This is a genomic window from Pedobacter cryoconitis, assembly GCF_014207135.1.
In the GTDB taxonomy this organism is placed as follows: Bacteria; Bacteroidota; Bacteroidia; order Sphingobacteriales; family Sphingobacteriaceae; genus Pedobacter; species Pedobacter cryoconitis_D.
In genome coordinates, this window is record NZ_JACHCC010000004.1 from 1 (window position 1) to 16,776 (window position 16,776).

Annotated in this window: 11 protein-coding genes; 5 read left to right on the top strand and 6 right to left on the bottom strand. The window is 41.3% G+C overall.

Features of this window, described 5'->3' with window-relative positions; translation table 11 throughout:
- The first annotated feature begins 1,004 nt into the window (after positions 1-1,004).
- Positions 1,005-2,405, top strand: a complete 1,401-nt coding sequence (locus tag HDF25_RS07610) for an RtcB family protein (protein ID WP_184624154.1) — start codon at positions 1,005-1,007, stop codon at positions 2,403-2,405.
- Positions 2,405-3,019 carry a peptide chain release factor H gene (gene prfH, locus HDF25_RS07615; RefSeq protein WP_184624155.1) on the top strand — a complete coding sequence of 205 codons (615 nt, stop codon included), beginning with the start codon at positions 2,405-2,407 and terminating at the stop codon, positions 3,017-3,019. The genes HDF25_RS07610 and prfH overlap by 1 nt, the downstream gene beginning before the upstream one ends.
- A 40-nt stretch (positions 3,020-3,059) precedes the next feature.
- On the opposite strand, the gene HDF25_RS07620 is transcribed toward prfH, so the two are convergent.
- Entirely contained in the window at positions 3,060-3,923 is an 864-nt protein-coding gene (locus HDF25_RS07620; protein ID WP_184624156.1) for an AraC family transcriptional regulator, read from the bottom strand.
- An 86-nt stretch (positions 3,924-4,009) separates the two neighbouring features.
- Between HDF25_RS07620 and HDF25_RS07625 the strand changes: the two genes are divergently transcribed.
- Positions 4,010-5,434, top strand: coding sequence for an MFS transporter (locus tag HDF25_RS07625; protein ID WP_184624157.1), 1,425 nt, complete (start codon positions 4,010-4,012; stop codon positions 5,432-5,434).
- A 2-nt stretch (positions 5,435-5,436) separates the two neighbouring features.
- Entirely contained in the window at positions 5,437-5,829 is a 393-nt protein-coding gene (locus HDF25_RS07630; RefSeq protein ID WP_184624158.1) for a hypothetical protein, read from the top strand.
- Here HDF25_RS07630 and HDF25_RS07635 read toward each other — a convergent pair.
- The 4 genes from HDF25_RS07635 to HDF25_RS07650 form a co-directional block, all read right to left on the bottom strand.
- Positions 5,822-8,131 carry a Tex family protein gene (locus HDF25_RS07635; RefSeq protein ID WP_184624159.1) on the bottom strand — a complete coding sequence of 770 codons (2,310 nt, stop codon included), beginning with the start codon at positions 8,129-8,131 and terminating at the stop codon, positions 5,822-5,824. The two genes, HDF25_RS07630 and HDF25_RS07635, sit on opposite strands and share 8 nt — an antisense overlap.
- Before the next feature lie 99 nt (positions 8,132-8,230).
- Positions 8,231-9,217, bottom strand: coding sequence for a pyruvate dehydrogenase complex E1 component subunit beta (locus HDF25_RS07640; RefSeq protein ID WP_184624160.1), 987 nt, complete (start codon positions 9,215-9,217; stop codon positions 8,231-8,233).
- 103 nt (positions 9,218-9,320) lie between these two features.
- Complete coding sequence (locus HDF25_RS07645) at positions 9,321-12,227, bottom strand: PD-(D/E)XK nuclease family protein (RefSeq protein ID WP_184624161.1); 2,907 nt, start codon at positions 12,225-12,227, stop codon at positions 9,321-9,323.
- Positions 12,228-12,231: 4 nt separating this feature from the next.
- Positions 12,232-15,468, bottom strand: coding sequence for a UvrD-helicase domain-containing protein (locus HDF25_RS07650; RefSeq protein ID WP_184624162.1), 3,237 nt, complete (start codon positions 15,466-15,468; stop codon positions 12,232-12,234).
- 157 nt (positions 15,469-15,625) lie between these two features.
- On the opposite strand from HDF25_RS07650, the gene HDF25_RS07655 reads away from it, so the two are divergent.
- On the top strand, positions 15,626-16,177 hold the full coding sequence (locus HDF25_RS07655; RefSeq protein ID WP_184624163.1) for a thioredoxin family protein: 552 nt from the start codon (positions 15,626-15,628) through the stop codon (positions 16,175-16,177).
- 1 nt (position 16,178) lies between these two features.
- Here HDF25_RS07655 and HDF25_RS07660 read toward each other — a convergent pair whose 3' ends face one another.
- Positions 16,179-16,619, bottom strand: a complete 441-nt coding sequence (locus tag HDF25_RS07660; protein WP_184624164.1) for an RrF2 family transcriptional regulator — start codon at positions 16,617-16,619, stop codon at positions 16,179-16,181.
- Positions 16,620-16,776 lie beyond the last annotated feature (157 nt).

Consider the following 16,776-nt stretch of genomic DNA (forward strand, 5'->3'; position numbering starts at 1 on the left):
CAATTCATCGTTTCAATCTTGTTTTTTAGAACCCTTAACATCCGTTAAGAATCTTTCCCTTTTTGTTGGGACTGCAAAGGTAGGAATCTTTTTTACTTTAGCAAGCTTTTTATTTTTTATTTTTCGAAAGCTTTAAAACTTTCTGAAGCTTACTAAAACTCCTATTTTCACATCCTTTCAATCTTCTTCTTCTTTATCCTTTTCAAGTTTCCCTTCCTCCGAAGCGGGATGCAAAAGTAGGAAAATTATGCCGTCCTCCAAACATTACACCACTATTATTTGTATTAAAACACTAAAGTGGTGGTTTTCAATCCGAAAAGTTTCAACACACTTAACATATAGGTAACACAATCTTAATTTCAGCCCAAAACACAAGGAAAATCAGCCCAAGCTTCTCCTTCTATATACTATATACATCTACTTTGATTCGCAGCAGACAGGAGTCAGCTTTTGGACACGACAATATTCAGCATACTGATCCTACATACTCAGTCCATACATTTCAACTAGTTAAAATACATGGACTGGCCATAGACCAACAACGTGCCGATACTGGCTCAGTCTCGACCAGTACCCGAACACCACCCGACTACAACCCTAACAATCCATTACACAATAGTGAAGAAAATAAATTTGGTGTTATCAATTTTCTTATTATACCTTTGTACCAATTCCTTATGGTTTAATCATTTTATAATCAGGAATCATGACAGAGCACAATTACATATCGCCCCTATCGCTCATTGCCTAAATCAGGCTGACGTTTATTCCTATAACTTATATTTTCCGGAATGACACGATTGATTAATTTATAATCAACCGGATTCGTCTGCCTCAGATCCAGGTATTTCATCGAAATTCTACAGGGGATTTATCCTTATTACAGGATCAAGCTGAATTTTACCCTATGTCAACAGGAAAATTCTGGTCATTTCAATATTTAAGCTGCCATATCAGGGATTAATGTCCCCGGTTTCCGGCAACACGCAACAATTAAAAACGCAATGCGCAATTTAAAAACAAAAGAACTCAGTAAAATGGGTTATACAAATGATAAAGCAAGGAGTCTGGTCATTAATATTATCGCCAAACACTTCAAACATCATTCGGCAACCAGTATTACTGAACTACTAACTCATATAATTAATAACCCTGAAAACTATCTAGATCACGAACATTTGGGTAAAATTGCAGAAACACTAACAGGAAAGACAAAATCACATGACTTTGAAGCCTATTCACTTTTAACAGCCCCCGGCCCCTATAAAGTTTATGGTAATAAAGAAATTGATACTGGCGCAAAAAAACAAATGGAATTAGCCATGTCATTACCAGTATCCATTCAGGGAGCTTTAATGCCAGATGCCCATACCGGCTATGGTTTACCTATCGGCGGCGTACTCGCTACCGAAAATGTCATTATTCCTTATGCCATAGGCGTAGACATAGGCTGCCGCATGTCTTTGTCTATTATAGACGAAAGTGCCAGTTTCTTTAACCGGTATAGCCATCAGCTAAAACTCGCCCTTAAAAACCAGACCCACTTTGGCATGGAAGGTTCCTTAGATATACTGCCTTATCATGAAATTCTGGATAGCCCTGTATTTAAGGAAACAGAATTGCTGAGACGTCTCCAGGGAAAAGCAGCCAGACAGCTTGGCACATCAGGCAGCGGAAATCATTTTGTAGAATTCGGAGAGATCGAATTATTTGAGAATAACTCGATGAAACTACCAGCAAAAAAATACATGGCGCTGTTATCTCATTCAGGAAGCAGAGGTCTGGGGGCTAATATCGCTGGTCATTATACACAGATCGCGATGGAGAAATGCAGACTTCCGAGAGAAGTTCACAAACTGGCCTGGCTGGATCTGGATACAGAAGCAGGGCAGGAATACTGGATAGGGATGAACCTTGCCGGAGAATATGCCAAAGCCTGTCACGATACGATTCATCAGACGCTGCTGAAGTCACTGGGGCTTCAGGTTCTTGCTAACGTCGAAAACCATCACAATTTTGCCTGGAAAGAACAACAGCAAGATGGAAAAGAGCTGATCATTCACCGCAAAGGGGCCACACCGGCACATCAGGGCGAAATGGGAATTATACCCGGGAGTATGACTACCGCAGCCTACCTGGTATCTGGCAAAGGTGCAGCATCATCCCTCAATTCTGCATCACATGGCGCCGGAAGGGCAATGAGCAGGACAAAAGCTAAGCAAAACATGACCGCTTCGGCCTTAAAAAAGGTACTGAGTAATGCCGGGGTCACTTTAATTGGCGGAAGTGTCGAAGAAAGCCCAATGGCTTATAAAGACATAGACAGAATAATAAATGCACAAAAAGACCTCATTGAGGTCGAGGGTCAGTTTTTGCCCAGAATAGTCAGAATGAATAAAGACTAATGAAAAGTATAATTATCCAGATCACCTCAGGACAAGGTCCTGAGGAATGCTGCCGGGTAGTTGCCCGTGTACAGGAAATGATGATCAAACAAGCGAAACAGTTAAATTTCCAGATGGAAGTGCTTGAAAATGCCAAGGGAGAACTCAATGGAACTCTATTATCTGCTGTTTTGCGGGCAAAGGCCGATGATTTTTCAGCATTCATTAAAGAATGGCACGGATCAGTACTTTGGATTGCACAAAGTCCTTACCGGAAATTTCATAAACGCAAAAACTGGTTTGTTGGCGTAGATATTTTTGAAACTCAGGAAAAGCTACCCTGGAACCCTAAAGAAGTTACAATTGAGACACTCAGGGCTTCGGGACCTGGAGGACAAAATGTAAATAAAGTGGAAACAGCAGTAAGAGCAACACATCAGCCTTCTGGCCTTCAGGTTCTGGTGATGGATACCAGGTCTCAGCTACAAAATAAAAAACTTTGTCTGGAAAGACTGGAAAACAAGGTCATCTCCTGGCAAACCAAACAGTTAGTAGCCAAACAGAAACTTCAATGGCAGAATCATGCTGCCTTATCAAGAGGAAATCCTGTTAAAACTATAACTGCCAGGTTATAGACAGGGAAATATATAACAGGGCTGCAAAATTTCAGTCCTGTTATAATTTATGATGCATTTTTCTGTATTGACCAGGAGTCGTTCCTCTGTATTTCTTAAATATTCTTGATAAATGGCTCTCATCCGTAAAATTCATCTCTTCAGCAATTTCCTTTAACAGCATATTACTATAGACCAAACGTGTATCAACCAGCTTCAGTTTATAATTAATTACATACTCCTGAACGCTCTCCCCCGTCCGGGTCTTAAAATACTCACCCAGGTAATTCACAGAAAAATGAAAATTATCAGCTATGGCCTGCATCTTTAAAAGTTCAGGCCGATAGATATGTTGCTGCAGATAAGCTATAATTTTCATAACAGGAGACTGAGAGTCACTTTCCAGCTTTTCATCCGACTCTGTCCGGATGATATTCCTGGCAATCAGGTTGATTAAAATAGATACAGACTGACGGATGATAGCTAAAGAACCTATTTCTTTATTTATATGTTCTCTTATAATTCCCTCCATCAGTGCCAGTCCCAGTATTTCATCATCCGGATCCCTGAACAAACAACCAGCCTTAGCATGATAATTATGGAAAACATAGCCTATCTTTTTCATCCAGTCACAATAATCCAGTTCACCAGCTTCGGCATGGAGCTTAAAAAAAGACACTTCAGAAAAGCGGATATGTACAAAACGTGTCAGATGCTCTATTTTAAATAAATGTTTGTCTTCAGGAGTCAGGAAAAATAACTTACCCTTTTCATAGGTATAACTGTTTCCATTGACGATATGTGTACCACTGCCCTGCTGGATATAAAGAAGCTCAAAATGATGAGGGCGCTCCTCCCTGCTTACCCCTGGACTCTTCTCCAGAACTGAAATTTCAAAAAGTTGTCTGATGTCTTTTGCTGGCATCCTCCAAAGATACAAGACAAGCCTCTTAGAATACAATTTAACAGCGCCCCCCGCTCCCTTCCTTTGCACCATAATAAAAAACAATTATGCAAAAGGTAGTTCCAGACTCATTGTCAGCTCACACAATCAACCCTTATCCTAAGCGATGGCTTGCCTTAATTGTCCTGTTGATGGGTGCATTTTTATCTCCCTTAGATTTTTTCATTGTGAATGTAGCTTTACCGGCAATTAAAGATGGCCTGCATGCATCATCCACTCAGTTACAATTTGTGATTATTGCTTATGGTTCAACTTATGCCGTTTTGGTCGTGACAGGCGGCAGACTGGGTGATATTTATGGGAGGAAACGCATATTTATTATAGGTATGCTATTATTTACACTTTCTTCTGCTGTTTGTGGTCTCGCTCCAAACATTATGATATTAATTGGTGCCCGCATCGTACAGGGTTTAGCCGCCGCCGTTCTTGCACCGCAGGTTTTATCTTCTATCCGTATTATTTTCCCGGTAAATGAACAACCTAAAGCGATGGGTTTCTTTGGGGCTACTTTTGGCCTGGCTTCGATTGCCGGTCAGCTTTTAGGTGGAGTGCTGATCAAAGTCCAGCCGCTTGGGTTTACCTGGGAATCAGTTTTTATGATCAATATCCCGCTCGGTTTACTGACAATTCTCCTGGCCTTTTTTATTTTACCCGAAAACAAACCTGCCAAAAAACCCAAACTGGATATTCCCGGTATACTTTTGCTCTCTCTGGCCTTGTTTTTAATTATCTATCCCCTGATTAAAGGCAGAGAAGAAGGCTGGCCGTTATGGATATTTTTATGTTTTGCAGCTGCGATTCCGGTATTGATTGCTTTTGTGCATACTGAAAGGCATACCATTAAAAAGGGAAGAGACCCATTGATAGATCTCAGCTTGTTTCAAAACCAACATTTCGTAACCGGAACAATCATTATTTTCTTCTTTAACAGTACGGCTGCTTTCTTTATGGTTTATCCATATTATCTGCAAAACGGATTACACTGGGATGTACTTTCGGCAGGTTTGGCAGTATTACCTTATGCAGCCGGATTTTTCATTGGCCCCTTAACCAGCACTTTACTTACCCGGAAAATAGGATCAGGGGTTGTCCTGCTGGCTTTAGGGCTCCTGGCACTGGGTTTCGGGCTCACTATTCTTTCAGTTTTACTATATCATACACCAGGAACAATCATGTATGCCGGTTTAATGATTGCCGGTATGGGACATGGTATTGTACTTCCTTCACTGGTTAGGATAACACTTGCACCTGTTACGCATGAAAAAGCAGGAATGGCAGCCGGTGTGGTAAGTACGGCTATACAAATGGGGAGCGCAATAGGCGTTGCCATCATAGGGACTATTTTCTTTTCCGTATTGAATGGCCAAACCTTTAAGACTGCCTTTGCAATTGCCATGGGTTGTCTGCTCTGCATTTTCATCATCGCCTTCTTTCTCACGATCAGATTAAACAGCTTACCAGTAAAAAAATAAATATGGATATTACAAAATCAGCCCAACAGCAGGTTCACGATTTCAATGAGGCCATCACAGCCTGGTTCAGAGGAGAAACAGCTAAAGAAAACAGCAATGAAGTATTAGGAAGACTACATCAGGAATTTGTGATGGTTGCTCCCGATGGTTCTGTTAAAACATATAGCGATCTGGCTACATGGCTACCTACAGTTTACGGGGTTAAACCTGGTTTTCAGGCAGTGGCCGATGAGTTCATTGTCAGCTTCTCGGCTGATAACCTGGTGATCATAGTCTATCATGAAATGCAAAAATCCTCATCAGTAATTAATAACCGCCGTTCGAGCGCCCTATTCATTACTGATGAGGATGGAAAAATAACATGGCGTCACCTGCAGGAAACCTGGATTATTTAAATTTATTCTTCAAGGCTTCTAGTTTGGTCTGCAGATCTCCTTCTGGTTGCGCTTTGGCTTGCTGAGGTTTCGGTCTGTTATGCTGAGGTCTGCCAGCCTTATCATTCCTGTCATTTTCAGGTTTTCTATTGGCAGCAGGCCTTTCCACTTTAGGACGTGCGGCAGGTTTAGGTGCATTTTCGCTTTTCATAGACAAAGAAATGCGTTTCCTTACCACATCAATTTCTTTCACCGTCACTTCTACCCGCTGACTTACTTTTACAATATCATTTGGATTAGCTACAAATTTATCCGCCAGCTGACTGGTGTGTACCAGACCATCCTGATGTACACCTATATCCACAAAGGCTCCAAAATTGGTGATATTAGTTACAATACCAGCTAATTTCATACCTACCTTTAAATCGTTGATATCGTTTATACCTTCAGCAAAAGAAAAGATTTCAAAAGCTTCCCTTGGATCTCTTCCGGGTTTAGCTAATTCATTCATAATATCATTTAAAGTCGGTAAGCCTACATTTTCACTGATATATTGCTGTAGCTTAATCTGTTTTTGCAGTTTCACATCTTTCAACAGCTCATCTACAGAATGTCCTAAATCTTTTGCCATCTGATTCACCAGTGCATAACGCTCGGGGTGCACCCCGCTTGCGTCCAATACATGTGCTGCATCCCTGATTCTTAAGAAACCAGCAGCCTGTTCATAAGCTTTATCACCTAAACGCGGTACTTTCTTTAAACTCTCTCTGTTTTTAAAGGCACCGTGTTCATTTCTATAGGTTACAATATTTTGTGCCAGTTGAGGCCCCAAACCAGAAACATAAGCCAAAACCTGTTTAGAAGCTGTATTTAATTCTACACCAACTGCGTTTACACAACTCATTACGGTATCATCAAGCGATTGCTGTAATTTAGTCTGATCTACATCATGCTGATATTGCCCTACCCCGATAGATTTAGGATCAATTTTAACCAGTTCAGCCAACGGGTCCATTAACCTGCGACCAATAGAAACAGCCCCACGAACAGTAATATCCTGTGTCGGGAACTCTTCACGAGCTACCTCAGAAGCGGAATAAATAGATGCCCCGTTCTCATTGACCATGACAACGATCACACCTGGCAGATTCAATCCTCTGATAAATGTCTCAGTTTCTCTTCCGGCAGTTCCATTTCCGATCGCGATAGCTTCGACTTCATGTTTAACACATAATTTCTGGATAGCATCTGCTGCATTTTTTATATTCCCTTGTCCGGTATGTGGGTAGATTGTCGTGTTCTCTACTAATTTCCCTTGTCTGTCCAGACAAACTACTTTACATCCTGTACGAAAACCAGGGTCTACCGCCAGTACATTTTTCTGTCCCATCGGTGCAGCCAGCAATAATTGTCTTGCATTTTCAGCAAATACGCGGATAGCTTCTTCATCAGCTTTTTGTTTAGCCAATAAACGAAGTTCCGTTTCCATGGAAGGACCTAGTAATCGTTTATAACAATCATGTAAAGCGAGTTCTACTTGTTTCGCACAAGCATTCGAACCCTGGATAACTCTTTTTTCTAAAATTTCGATCGCTCCGTCCTCTTCGGGCATCGCTTCCAGTTTCAGGATAGATTCGTTTTCTCCGCGTCGCATAGCCAGTACGCGATGTGAAGGTGCCGATTTCACCGCCTCTTCCCACTCAAAATAATCTTTATATTTTATCCCTTCTTCTTCTTTCCCTTTAACGACCGTTGATTTCAATACTGCTTTCTGCTGAAAATACTTCCGCATATCTGTACGGACCTCTGCATCTTCATTGATCATTTCTGCAATAATATCTCTTGCACCAGCTAAAGCCTCTTCTGTATTTTCCACTCCCAGCTCTGTATTCAGGTATTTTGTGGCTTCAGTATCAGGATCTGATTTTCCCTGCTCAAAAATCAGCAGCGCTAAAGGCTCCAGCCCTTTACGTCTTGCTTCGGATGCTCTTGTTTTCCTTTTCGGCTTGTAAGGAAGATAGATATCTTCAATAGTTGTCATGTTATCCGCCGCATTTAACTGCGCCTCCAGTTCGGGGGTAAGTTTTCCCAGCGTGGTCAGTGCCTTCAAAATAGCCTCACGTCTTTTGTCCAGTTCACGCAATTGCTGAATCCGATCACGGACAGCAGCAACCTGCACCTCGTCTAAACTTCCGGTAACTTCCTTACGGTAACGGGAAATAAATGGTACGGTTGCCCCCTCATCAAGCAATTCAATAGTTGCAATAACCTGTTTTTCTGAGACTGCTAATTCGGCAGCAATAATCTTTGAGTGATTATTCATGTTAATTATTATTGGTTGAAATTTTATGGATAGGGATAAAAATAAAAAATCCTGCATGGGGTTAGCCAGCAGGATTATATAATATAGATTCTATATAACTTATTTTGTTACGTACATTACTTCTTTCACCGCTTTAATCACGCGTTCAGCATTTGGTAAGCTGGCAGCAATTAAAGTAGGTGCATATGGTAATGGTACATCAGCACAAGTAATACGTAATACTGGTGCATCTAAATGATCGAAAGCTTTTCTCTGTACGTTGAAAGCAATTTCAGAAGAAATTGAAGCCAGTGGCCATGCTTCTTCAACGATAACCAGACGGTTTGTTTTCTTTACAGATTCAATGATGGTATCATAATCAATAGGACGTACAGTACGTAAATCGATTACCTCTACATTGATTCCTTCTTTAGTTAATTCTTCAACAGCAGGATTAACCACGCGGGTTAACATTTTACCAAAAGTAACGATGGTTACATCAGTTCCTTCTTTAGCAATTCTTGCTTTGCCGATTGGCAGGTAGTATTCCTCTTCAGGTACTTCACCTTTATCACCATACATCACCTCAGATTCCATGAAAATAACCGGATCCGGATCAATAATAGCTTGTTTTAATAATCCTTTAGCTTCGTAAGGTGTTGATGGAACAACAACTTTTAAACCAGGACAGTTTGCATACCAGTTCTCAAAATTCTGAGAGTGCTGCGCGCCTAACTGACCTGCATTTCCTGTTGGACCACGGAATACAATTGGAATAGAAAACTGACCACCGCTCATGGATAACATCTTTGCAGCTCCGTTTATAATCTGATCGATTGCAACCAGGGAGAAGTTGAATGTCATAAACTCTATAACTGGAATTAATCCATTCATTGCAGCTCCAATACCGATTCCGGTAAAACCAAGCTCAGCAATTGGTGTATCTATGATACGTTTGTCACCAAACTCATCAAGCATTCCCTGACTTACTTTATATGCACCATTGTATTGCGCAACTTCTTCGCCCATTAAGAATACGTTTTCATTCTTACGCATTTCTTCGCTCAAAGCTTCACGCAAAGCTTCTCTAAATTGAATCTCTCTCATTGTATATTCAAATGTTAACTGCCGGCAAATATAACTATTGTAACGTAATTATAAAGTTTGTTTTAATTACATTACAAAGGGATTATTTTCAAACCAGTTTTCTCTATCTGCCGCAAAGGGACAAATAAGGGCAATAAGTACAGTTGTTGGCCAGTGAGGTATGTACAAATGGGATTCCGGGGTTAAATAACTCCTCCAGTTTCTCTCTCAGCAAACGACTGAAACCGGATTTTAATGCCTCCAGGTGTTCGGCCTGCAATTGAATCTTCTTCCTGTTTTCAGAGAAATTAAACAATGTGCCCTCTTTTCTCATCTTACGGATCAGGTACAGATTGGGTTCCATTCCGGTAATTCCCCTCGATTGCTCATAGACATAGGTATAGAAAAGAGTTTGGACAAGTGCTTTATTCTGCTTGTCCGTCTCCGGATCAAAGATATCTTCGAGTGAAGTATATAACAGCTCATCACGGCCTGTCTTATAATCGACTACCCTGGTAATGCCATTTTTCTGATCCACACGGTCAATAATACCATGCAGGATAAGCTCTCTTTCTATCCCTCCGACAGTAATCTTAAAATAGATTTCATCCTTACTTTCCAGTCCGATAATGGTAAAAGGGGCTTCCTTTTCATCATGATCGAGGATGACGTTCGCATATTCAGATACAATAGCCAATACGACCTGCTGCATTCCGTTTGCCGTTAAAACCTGCTTTTCATCATCAAACATCACTTTCACAAAAGCAGTTTCACTTAAACGGGGCAGGTTTTTCCGGTGGGCAATAATCCGTTCTCTGGTGATATAGGGATTTTCTGTCTTGAGTTCTTCATAGAATTTCTCCAGCACAAAATGGAGCATTGAACCAATATAGTTGGCTTCCAGGTTTTCGGCCAGTTCCTTTGGTTCTTCTATTTTGGCAATATACCGGTAGAAGAACTGTACCGGACAATTCATATAGGTGGTTAGTGCAGTTGCAGATAACCTGACCGCCGGATCTTGTTTATCCAGGTACAGATTGAGCCGTTTAAGGACCTCACCTTCTTTTGGAATACTGACCAGCACCGGATGTTCGGTAGCCACAGGTTGTGACTGATCGAAATAAGTAAAGTTATAGCCGCTTTCAAATTCCAGCTGACGCAGAAACCGGCTCGGTTCTCCGGTTGTATTATCATCGGCCTGACCATTATAAACCAGGCTGATTTTTCTGGAACGCTGCAACAACCTGTAGAACATATAGGCGGAGATGGCATCCTGATTTTCAATAACCGGCAAACCATAAGCCCTGCGGATACTATCCGGAATAAAACTTGGGGACACGCTGACCTGTGGCAGAACACCTTCGTTCACGCCTAATATATAGATATGATCAAAGTCCAGGCTCCTGCTTTCCAGCAGTCCCATGACCTGTACACCCTGTAAAGGCTCTCCGCTTAAAGGAACAGCAATTCCCTGGACCGCTTTCTGGATCAGTGAAAGCACAAAAGGTAAAGGAAGCCTTGCCGCAAACTCTGCCAGTGTATCATGCAGCCGGTTCAGTTCCTTGATCGTCGCAATAAACAAATCAACTTCGGTTTGTTTTAACGTTTTTTCTGCTACCTGCTGTTCTAAAACCAGTTTAAAAACCTGCTGAAGATTAACTATAGCCGAAGCAGCAGTATTTCTTTTCGTAAAAAAAAGACTGGCCAGCTCACCCGAACGCTGTAATAAAGGGATATCAACTTCGATCAGTTGTTTACTTAAAATTTCCTGCTGGATGGCATTCCGGATTTCCTGCGGGATTCCAATCAGCGGATGAGACAGAAAAGCCTCTACTGCACGGTGATTTACCGTATCTTTTTTCCCGCCGGCGAGTTGCGCCTGTACGGTCAGCCATATATCAGCCAGTCCGAAGATAGAAGTAGCCAGTAAAGGATAACCCATTGTTACGTTCAGGTCTACCGCAAAACGACCGTCTTCTCCCTTGTAATGAGTAGGAATAGTCTGCAAAACGGGCAATAACAAACTCTCATCAGCTAAGATTAAAGCTATTTTACCGGCATTATCAGCGGCATCCAGCATAGGGTAATCCTCTTCCAGTTCGCGCTGAAGGATCTTTGCCTGGGCAGTCTGGCCTTGTGTTTTATAAACTTTAACTTCTTTTTTCTCTGCTTTAATCAGTGGCCTGCTTTGCCCAAGCGCATTGGGCAAACCCAGCCTTTGTATATTTTTGCGAAGGAACAACCCGGCTTCCTGGGTATCATCCTCCATATAATAGGTATCTGTATCAAAATAGAACAATGCCTTTTCAGCTTCATTCCAGCGTTTGAAAATGACTGCTTCTGCGTTACTCAGTGCATTAAATCCGGCGAAGACTAATTTTCCTTCGGCAAAATCATTAATAAATTCGGGTCTTGAAGCTTCGCCTGTGGCCAGTTTACGGTAAACATGGGCCATCGTAGTCAGCCCTTTCCTGGCTAAAGCCTCATGAAAGCCCTGGTATAACCTGGGCATCCTGCGCCACATCCGGATAAATTGTTCCTGATGATTTTTCTGTTTACCGGTAGAAAAGGAAGTCCAGAACTGCTCTAAAAACTGCTGCTGTTCGGGTGTAAGATGCTGAAACTCCTTTTCTATCACCGCAATATCCTCCAGTTCTTCAAATAACTGGTTTGCATTCACCAGGTCATTGTCAATCTGGGCAAAATCACTCAATATAATTCTGGCGATAGGGTAAAAGATATCCGGATTAATTTCCTTCGCCCCTTCTTCCTTCAATAACTCATTATATTGCTGGTGCAGGGTGAAAAACTGTGTAAACCCATCTGCAATCAATAAATCTGTAGACTGAGCAAAAAATTCCTGGATCGTAAAAAAAGTAGGGCTCCAGAAAGGTTTACCAATAGTTTCGGCCAGATGATGCTGTAAATAGGAGACCGGTCTTTTATTATTAAAGATCACGGCAGCATGATGCAGCTGATCTCCGAACCTGTCTGCTAAATCTTCTGCAACTTCTTTTAAAAATGCTTTCATGCCCTTATACTAAAATCAATTCGCCAATGGTGGCATAAAATAAATAGGTGCTAACGCGGGGATAACCCATTTGCAAGAGCAGGTCGCGGTAACCATGAACTTGCTTTACATGATTACGACTTTGTTTTTTAGTGAATTTATAATCAATCACGACAACTTCTTCTTTGGTAAAAAGCACTTTATCCGGCCGGTAACTTTTACCTGTAATATCGATAATACTTTTTTCATTGACACTCTGGGTGCTGTTGCGAAGCAAATCCTGCAGGTCTTTATGCTGCAAAACATTGACGGCCTGTTTTTTGAAACCGGCCAGCTCCTGTTCTTTGAAAAAACCTTCTGTGAGCATCTGGCCCAGGACTTCATCGATCTCTGCGGTATCGGCAACTCTTGCCAGTACCTCATGTAAAATACTACCTTCACGCCCGGCAGTATCATTTAAAAGCATATCCAGCTCTTTTTTCCGGACATCATTGTTAAAAACTTCGCTAAGTCTTCCTGACAAAGGATATTGATCCAGACTGATCATTTCCGGGCCGCTGTGTTTTGCCGAACCTGCCTGGCTTTTCTTCACCACTTCTTCTTCCAGTAAAAACTGGCCTTCCGGACTAAGCTGTTCTTCAAATACCTTAATTAACAAATCGCCGATGGTACTGATGCTATCTGCCTTTTTACCCAGACAGCTGATATATAAATATTCTTTTGTCCGGGTGGTCGCTACGTAAAGCATATTCAGTGCGTCCATATGATTATAAAGCAATTCTTCATAATAAGGGATAGCCACTGTGGATGCACCCAGGCCTGAATTATATTTTAAGGGAATACTTTGTAATTGATGATATGGGGTATTTTCTGCAGGAACCCAAAAGATAGAATTGATTTTGCCATTGATATCCCAGTTACAAAAAGGGATCATCACAACTTTAAAGGCCAGTCCTTTCGATTTATGTATGGTAATCACCTGTACAGCATCTGTATTTTCGGAAGAAGGCAGTGTCTTACGACTTCCTTCTTCTTTCCAGTATTTCAGAAATGTGGTAATCCCTTTTTCGCCCTGCCGGCCGATATTTCCTGCCAGATCCCTTAAGGCAAACAGATAAGGTAAATGGCTGGCATATCTGGCCTCATTCAGCCCATAAGCTTCAATTAGTTTTTCCAATAACTCGGGCAGGGGCTGCTGCATCCAGCTGCGCCAGTGTTTACATAATCCCAAGGGTAAAACAGCTGTCAGTTCTTCGAGCTGTTTATTTTTCAGATTAAATAAAGTAGCCGGATCAGGTATACGTTCCTGTAAAGTCGCATATAAACTAATACAGTTTGCTTTATATAAGGCCGTATTTGATGGCATACCCGCCATGACCATTAAAGTATCAATCAATAGTTTTACCGCCGTATTATTGGCGATCAGCAAAGCTTCACCCGAGATTACACTGATATTATTTTCCATCAGTATATCTACCACCGCGATAGCTTCCGAATTAGAGCGAACCAGTACACAGGCATCCCCGGGCTGATAACGCTTTTCTTCAGTTAAAAGACGCTTGAGCGTAACCACCATTTTCCGGAGTGCTTCCGTTTTAAAACTTGTTTTATTTAGTGGTGTATCGTACTCATCTGTTTTTAATACATTAAAATCTATCGTGCCCCCATCAGCAGTTCTGGCAGTCAGCTTTTGCTCTGCTTCGGCATATACATCTGTGATAATATGATTAAAGCCCTTTTCTTCCCACCATTTATTTAAGGTTTGGTTAACAGCCTGCCCTTCTATGGTGGTGTTGATATTGTGCTGCATCAGTATAGGCAAAGCCCTGAACAGGATATTATTAAAGTTGATGATATTTTTTGTACTTCTGTAATTCTCTTCCAGGCTGGAATCAATAACATAGGCACTCCCGATATCTTTTTTAGCTTCCTGGTGTAGAATATTCCAGTCCCCGTTCCGCCATCTGTAAATAGATTGCTTCACGTCCCCTACAATGAGGTGATCGGTTAGTTTACCAGTTGCTTCGGCCATTGCGTTTTTTAGCAGCGGCCTGAAATTGGCCCATTGATTGGCCGAGGTATCCTGGAACTCATCAAAGAGAAAATGACGGTAACGACTACCTGTTTTTTCCCAGATAAATGCAGGATTATCGTCATCATCGCCTGTAATTCCTTTAAGCAGGTTCTGGGCATCACTGATCAGCAGGCTTCCGCTCTCTTCCCTGTATGTTTTAAGCAAGATGGCCATTTCCTGCATTAAACGTAGATAGTACAAATTCTTATTAAATGCTGTGGCCAGAATATAACCGGGCAAGCCATTGGCATAATGGTTATATAAATCACGGATAACCGGATTCAGGGTATCGTATAAAGAGGTGTCACTCCCTTGCTTAAACCATTCTTCAGGCTCATCAATAAGTTTGGCCATACTTTCGAGTTTGTCAAGATCACCTTCTGCAATTTTTTTCAGGTTATTCAACGGAGATCTTGATTTCCCCTTTAACTGATCGGGGTTTATACCACCAGCTTCAAAAATAGCGAGTGCTTTTGCAGCCAACTCAACTATAGTATCTTCAAACAGGGCGATTTGTTTTTTGGTTTCTTTCTGGTAATTACCAAAAAGGGCATCCAGGTCGGTATGCTGGGACAAGGTTTGTATAGCCTGATCAAATGGCTGATAACGTTCTTTAAAAAGCTCACCTGCGAGATCTGTCAATTCTGTCCGGTAATTCCAGCTGATATTATTACTGATCCTGTCGAGTGCCAGGTCTATGATCCACTGCAATAAATCGGGATTGACATCCAGTTGTTCATCCAATCTGTCTGCCAGCTCGTTCTTTACCTTATCGAAGTTCATCTCGAGTTTATAACCGGAGTCGAGTCCAAGCTCAAAGGCAAAACCACGGATTACCTTTTGTACGAAACCATCGATTGTACTAACCGAAAAGCGGCTGTAATCATGCAGTATTCTTTTATATATTCTGGTTGATTTTTCCTGTAAAGTAACCGGGTTTAAATCAGGATGTGCCTTTAAAACGAGTATTCTATAGTCTTCCACGTCCAGATCACCCGTTGCAAAGCCTTTCAGCACTTCCATGATACGGGTTTTCATCTCCTCGGTAGCCTTATTGGTAAAGGTCACTGCCAGGATCTCTCTGTATTTGGTTTCACCAGATAATAAGAGGGTTAGGTAGTGCGCCGTCAGACTAAATGTTTTCCCTGAGCCTGCCGAAGCTTGTAATATTTTGAGTGGTAGAGGCATGTGGTGAAGTTAGGACATTTTATCATCTAAATTTAAACAGGTTCTTATAATTTCATTTCTGGAATTGTATACATTTACTAATATTAAAAACAGGCATTAAACCTTTATAAGTTTAGCCTAGTCAAAACAAGCTCATAATACATATAAATATATTCAGATGAAAAGATTATCACTGATTTTGCTGGCCACGATGGCCATTTCAACGGCAACTTTTGCACAAACGAAAAAAGCCAAAGTTAAAACCCAGACAGCAAAAGCCGAGACGGAAGAAGTTAAAATATATGATCCGGCTGCCGATGCGAAAGCAGATATTACGAATGCAGTGATCAAAGCCAAAAAAGATAAAAAGAATGTATTCATCCAGGTTGGCGGAAACTGGTGTTCCTGGTGTATTGCTTTTCACCATTTAATAGATAACAATCCGGAACTGAAAACTTATCTGAATGATCACTACGAAACCGTATTGGTTAATTATAGCAAAGAAAACAAAAATGAAGAGGTATTAGCCAGTCTGGGTTATCCTGGCCGTTTTGGTTACCCTGTTTTTGTTATCCTGGATGGTGATGGACAGATTATCCATATCCAGAATTCAGGTTACCTGGAAGAAGGAAAAGGACATAGCGTAAAGAAAGTGACTGAATTCCTTCAGGGCTGGACTTACGAAGCGCTGGATCCGGCAACTTATCAGAAAAAAGACGCTGCTAACTAGCTTATTTTTTCAGGGAGAGTATACCGGTGATCAGTTCATCGTTAAACTCTCCTATTTTAGTATCCTGAAGCAGATGATGAATCCGGTTCCGGATTTCCTTAAATTCATTGTGTAATGGACAAGGATTAATTTCAGAACACTGTTTCAAGCCAAGACCACAGCCATAAAAGATATCATCCCCGTCTACTGCTTCCACGATGTCACTCAAAGGTCGTAATAATGAAGCGGCATCCAGATAAAATCCGCCGTTAGGCCCTTTCGTAGATTGTACGATCCCCTTACGGCTTAAGTCCTGTAAGATTTTTGCGAGAAACGGTTCAGGTGAATCAATTCCCCCTGCAATCTCTTTGATTCCTACCCTGCTGCTTTGCCCAGCTGTTTTATGTGCAATAAAGAAAACTGCCCTGATTGCATATTCACACGTTTTTGAAAATATTCCCATTTCTGTATCTCAAACAAAGATAACAATAAATCAGGTGCAGCACACCAGGACATCTTTTATTACACAGTGGATATCCCGGGCTTTAAATAATAAAGGATGTTTTTATCTTTTATTATTTTTCACTACCTTTGATCCATTGAATCAGACCTGAATCCTG

Bases quoted from the DNA above. Each gene is read 5' to 3' on its own strand.
- HDF25_RS07610 (WP_184624154.1), top strand. From the start codon at position 1,005: ATGCGCAATTTAAAAACAAAAGAACTCAGTAAAATGGGTTATACAAAT.
- prfH (WP_184624155.1), top strand. From the start codon at position 2,405: ATGAAAAGTATAATTATCCAGATCACCTCAGGACAAGGTCCTGAGGAA.
- HDF25_RS07620 (WP_184624156.1), bottom strand. From the start codon at position 3,923: ATGCCAGCAAAAGACATCAGACAACTTTTTGAAATTTCAGTTCTGGAG.
- HDF25_RS07625 (WP_184624157.1), top strand. From the start codon at position 4,010: ATGCAAAAGGTAGTTCCAGACTCATTGTCAGCTCACACAATCAACCCT.
- HDF25_RS07630 (WP_184624158.1), top strand. From the start codon at position 5,437: ATGGATATTACAAAATCAGCCCAACAGCAGGTTCACGATTTCAATGAG.
- HDF25_RS07635 (WP_184624159.1), bottom strand. From the start codon at position 8,131: ATGAATAATCACTCAAAGATTATTGCTGCCGAATTAGCAGTCTCAGAA.
- HDF25_RS07640 (WP_184624160.1), bottom strand. From the start codon at position 9,217: ATGAGAGAGATTCAATTTAGAGAAGCTTTGCGTGAAGCTTTGAGCGAA.
- HDF25_RS07645 (WP_184624161.1), bottom strand. From the start codon at position 12,227: ATGAAAGCATTTTTAAAAGAAGTTGCAGAAGATTTAGCAGACAGGTTC.
- HDF25_RS07650 (WP_184624162.1), bottom strand. From the start codon at position 15,468: ATGCCTCTACCACTCAAAATATTACAAGCTTCGGCAGGCTCAGGGAAA.
- HDF25_RS07655 (WP_184624163.1), top strand. From the start codon at position 15,626: ATGAAAAGATTATCACTGATTTTGCTGGCCACGATGGCCATTTCAACG.
- HDF25_RS07660 (WP_184624164.1), bottom strand. From the start codon at position 16,619: ATGGGAATATTTTCAAAAACGTGTGAATATGCAATCAGGGCAGTTTTC.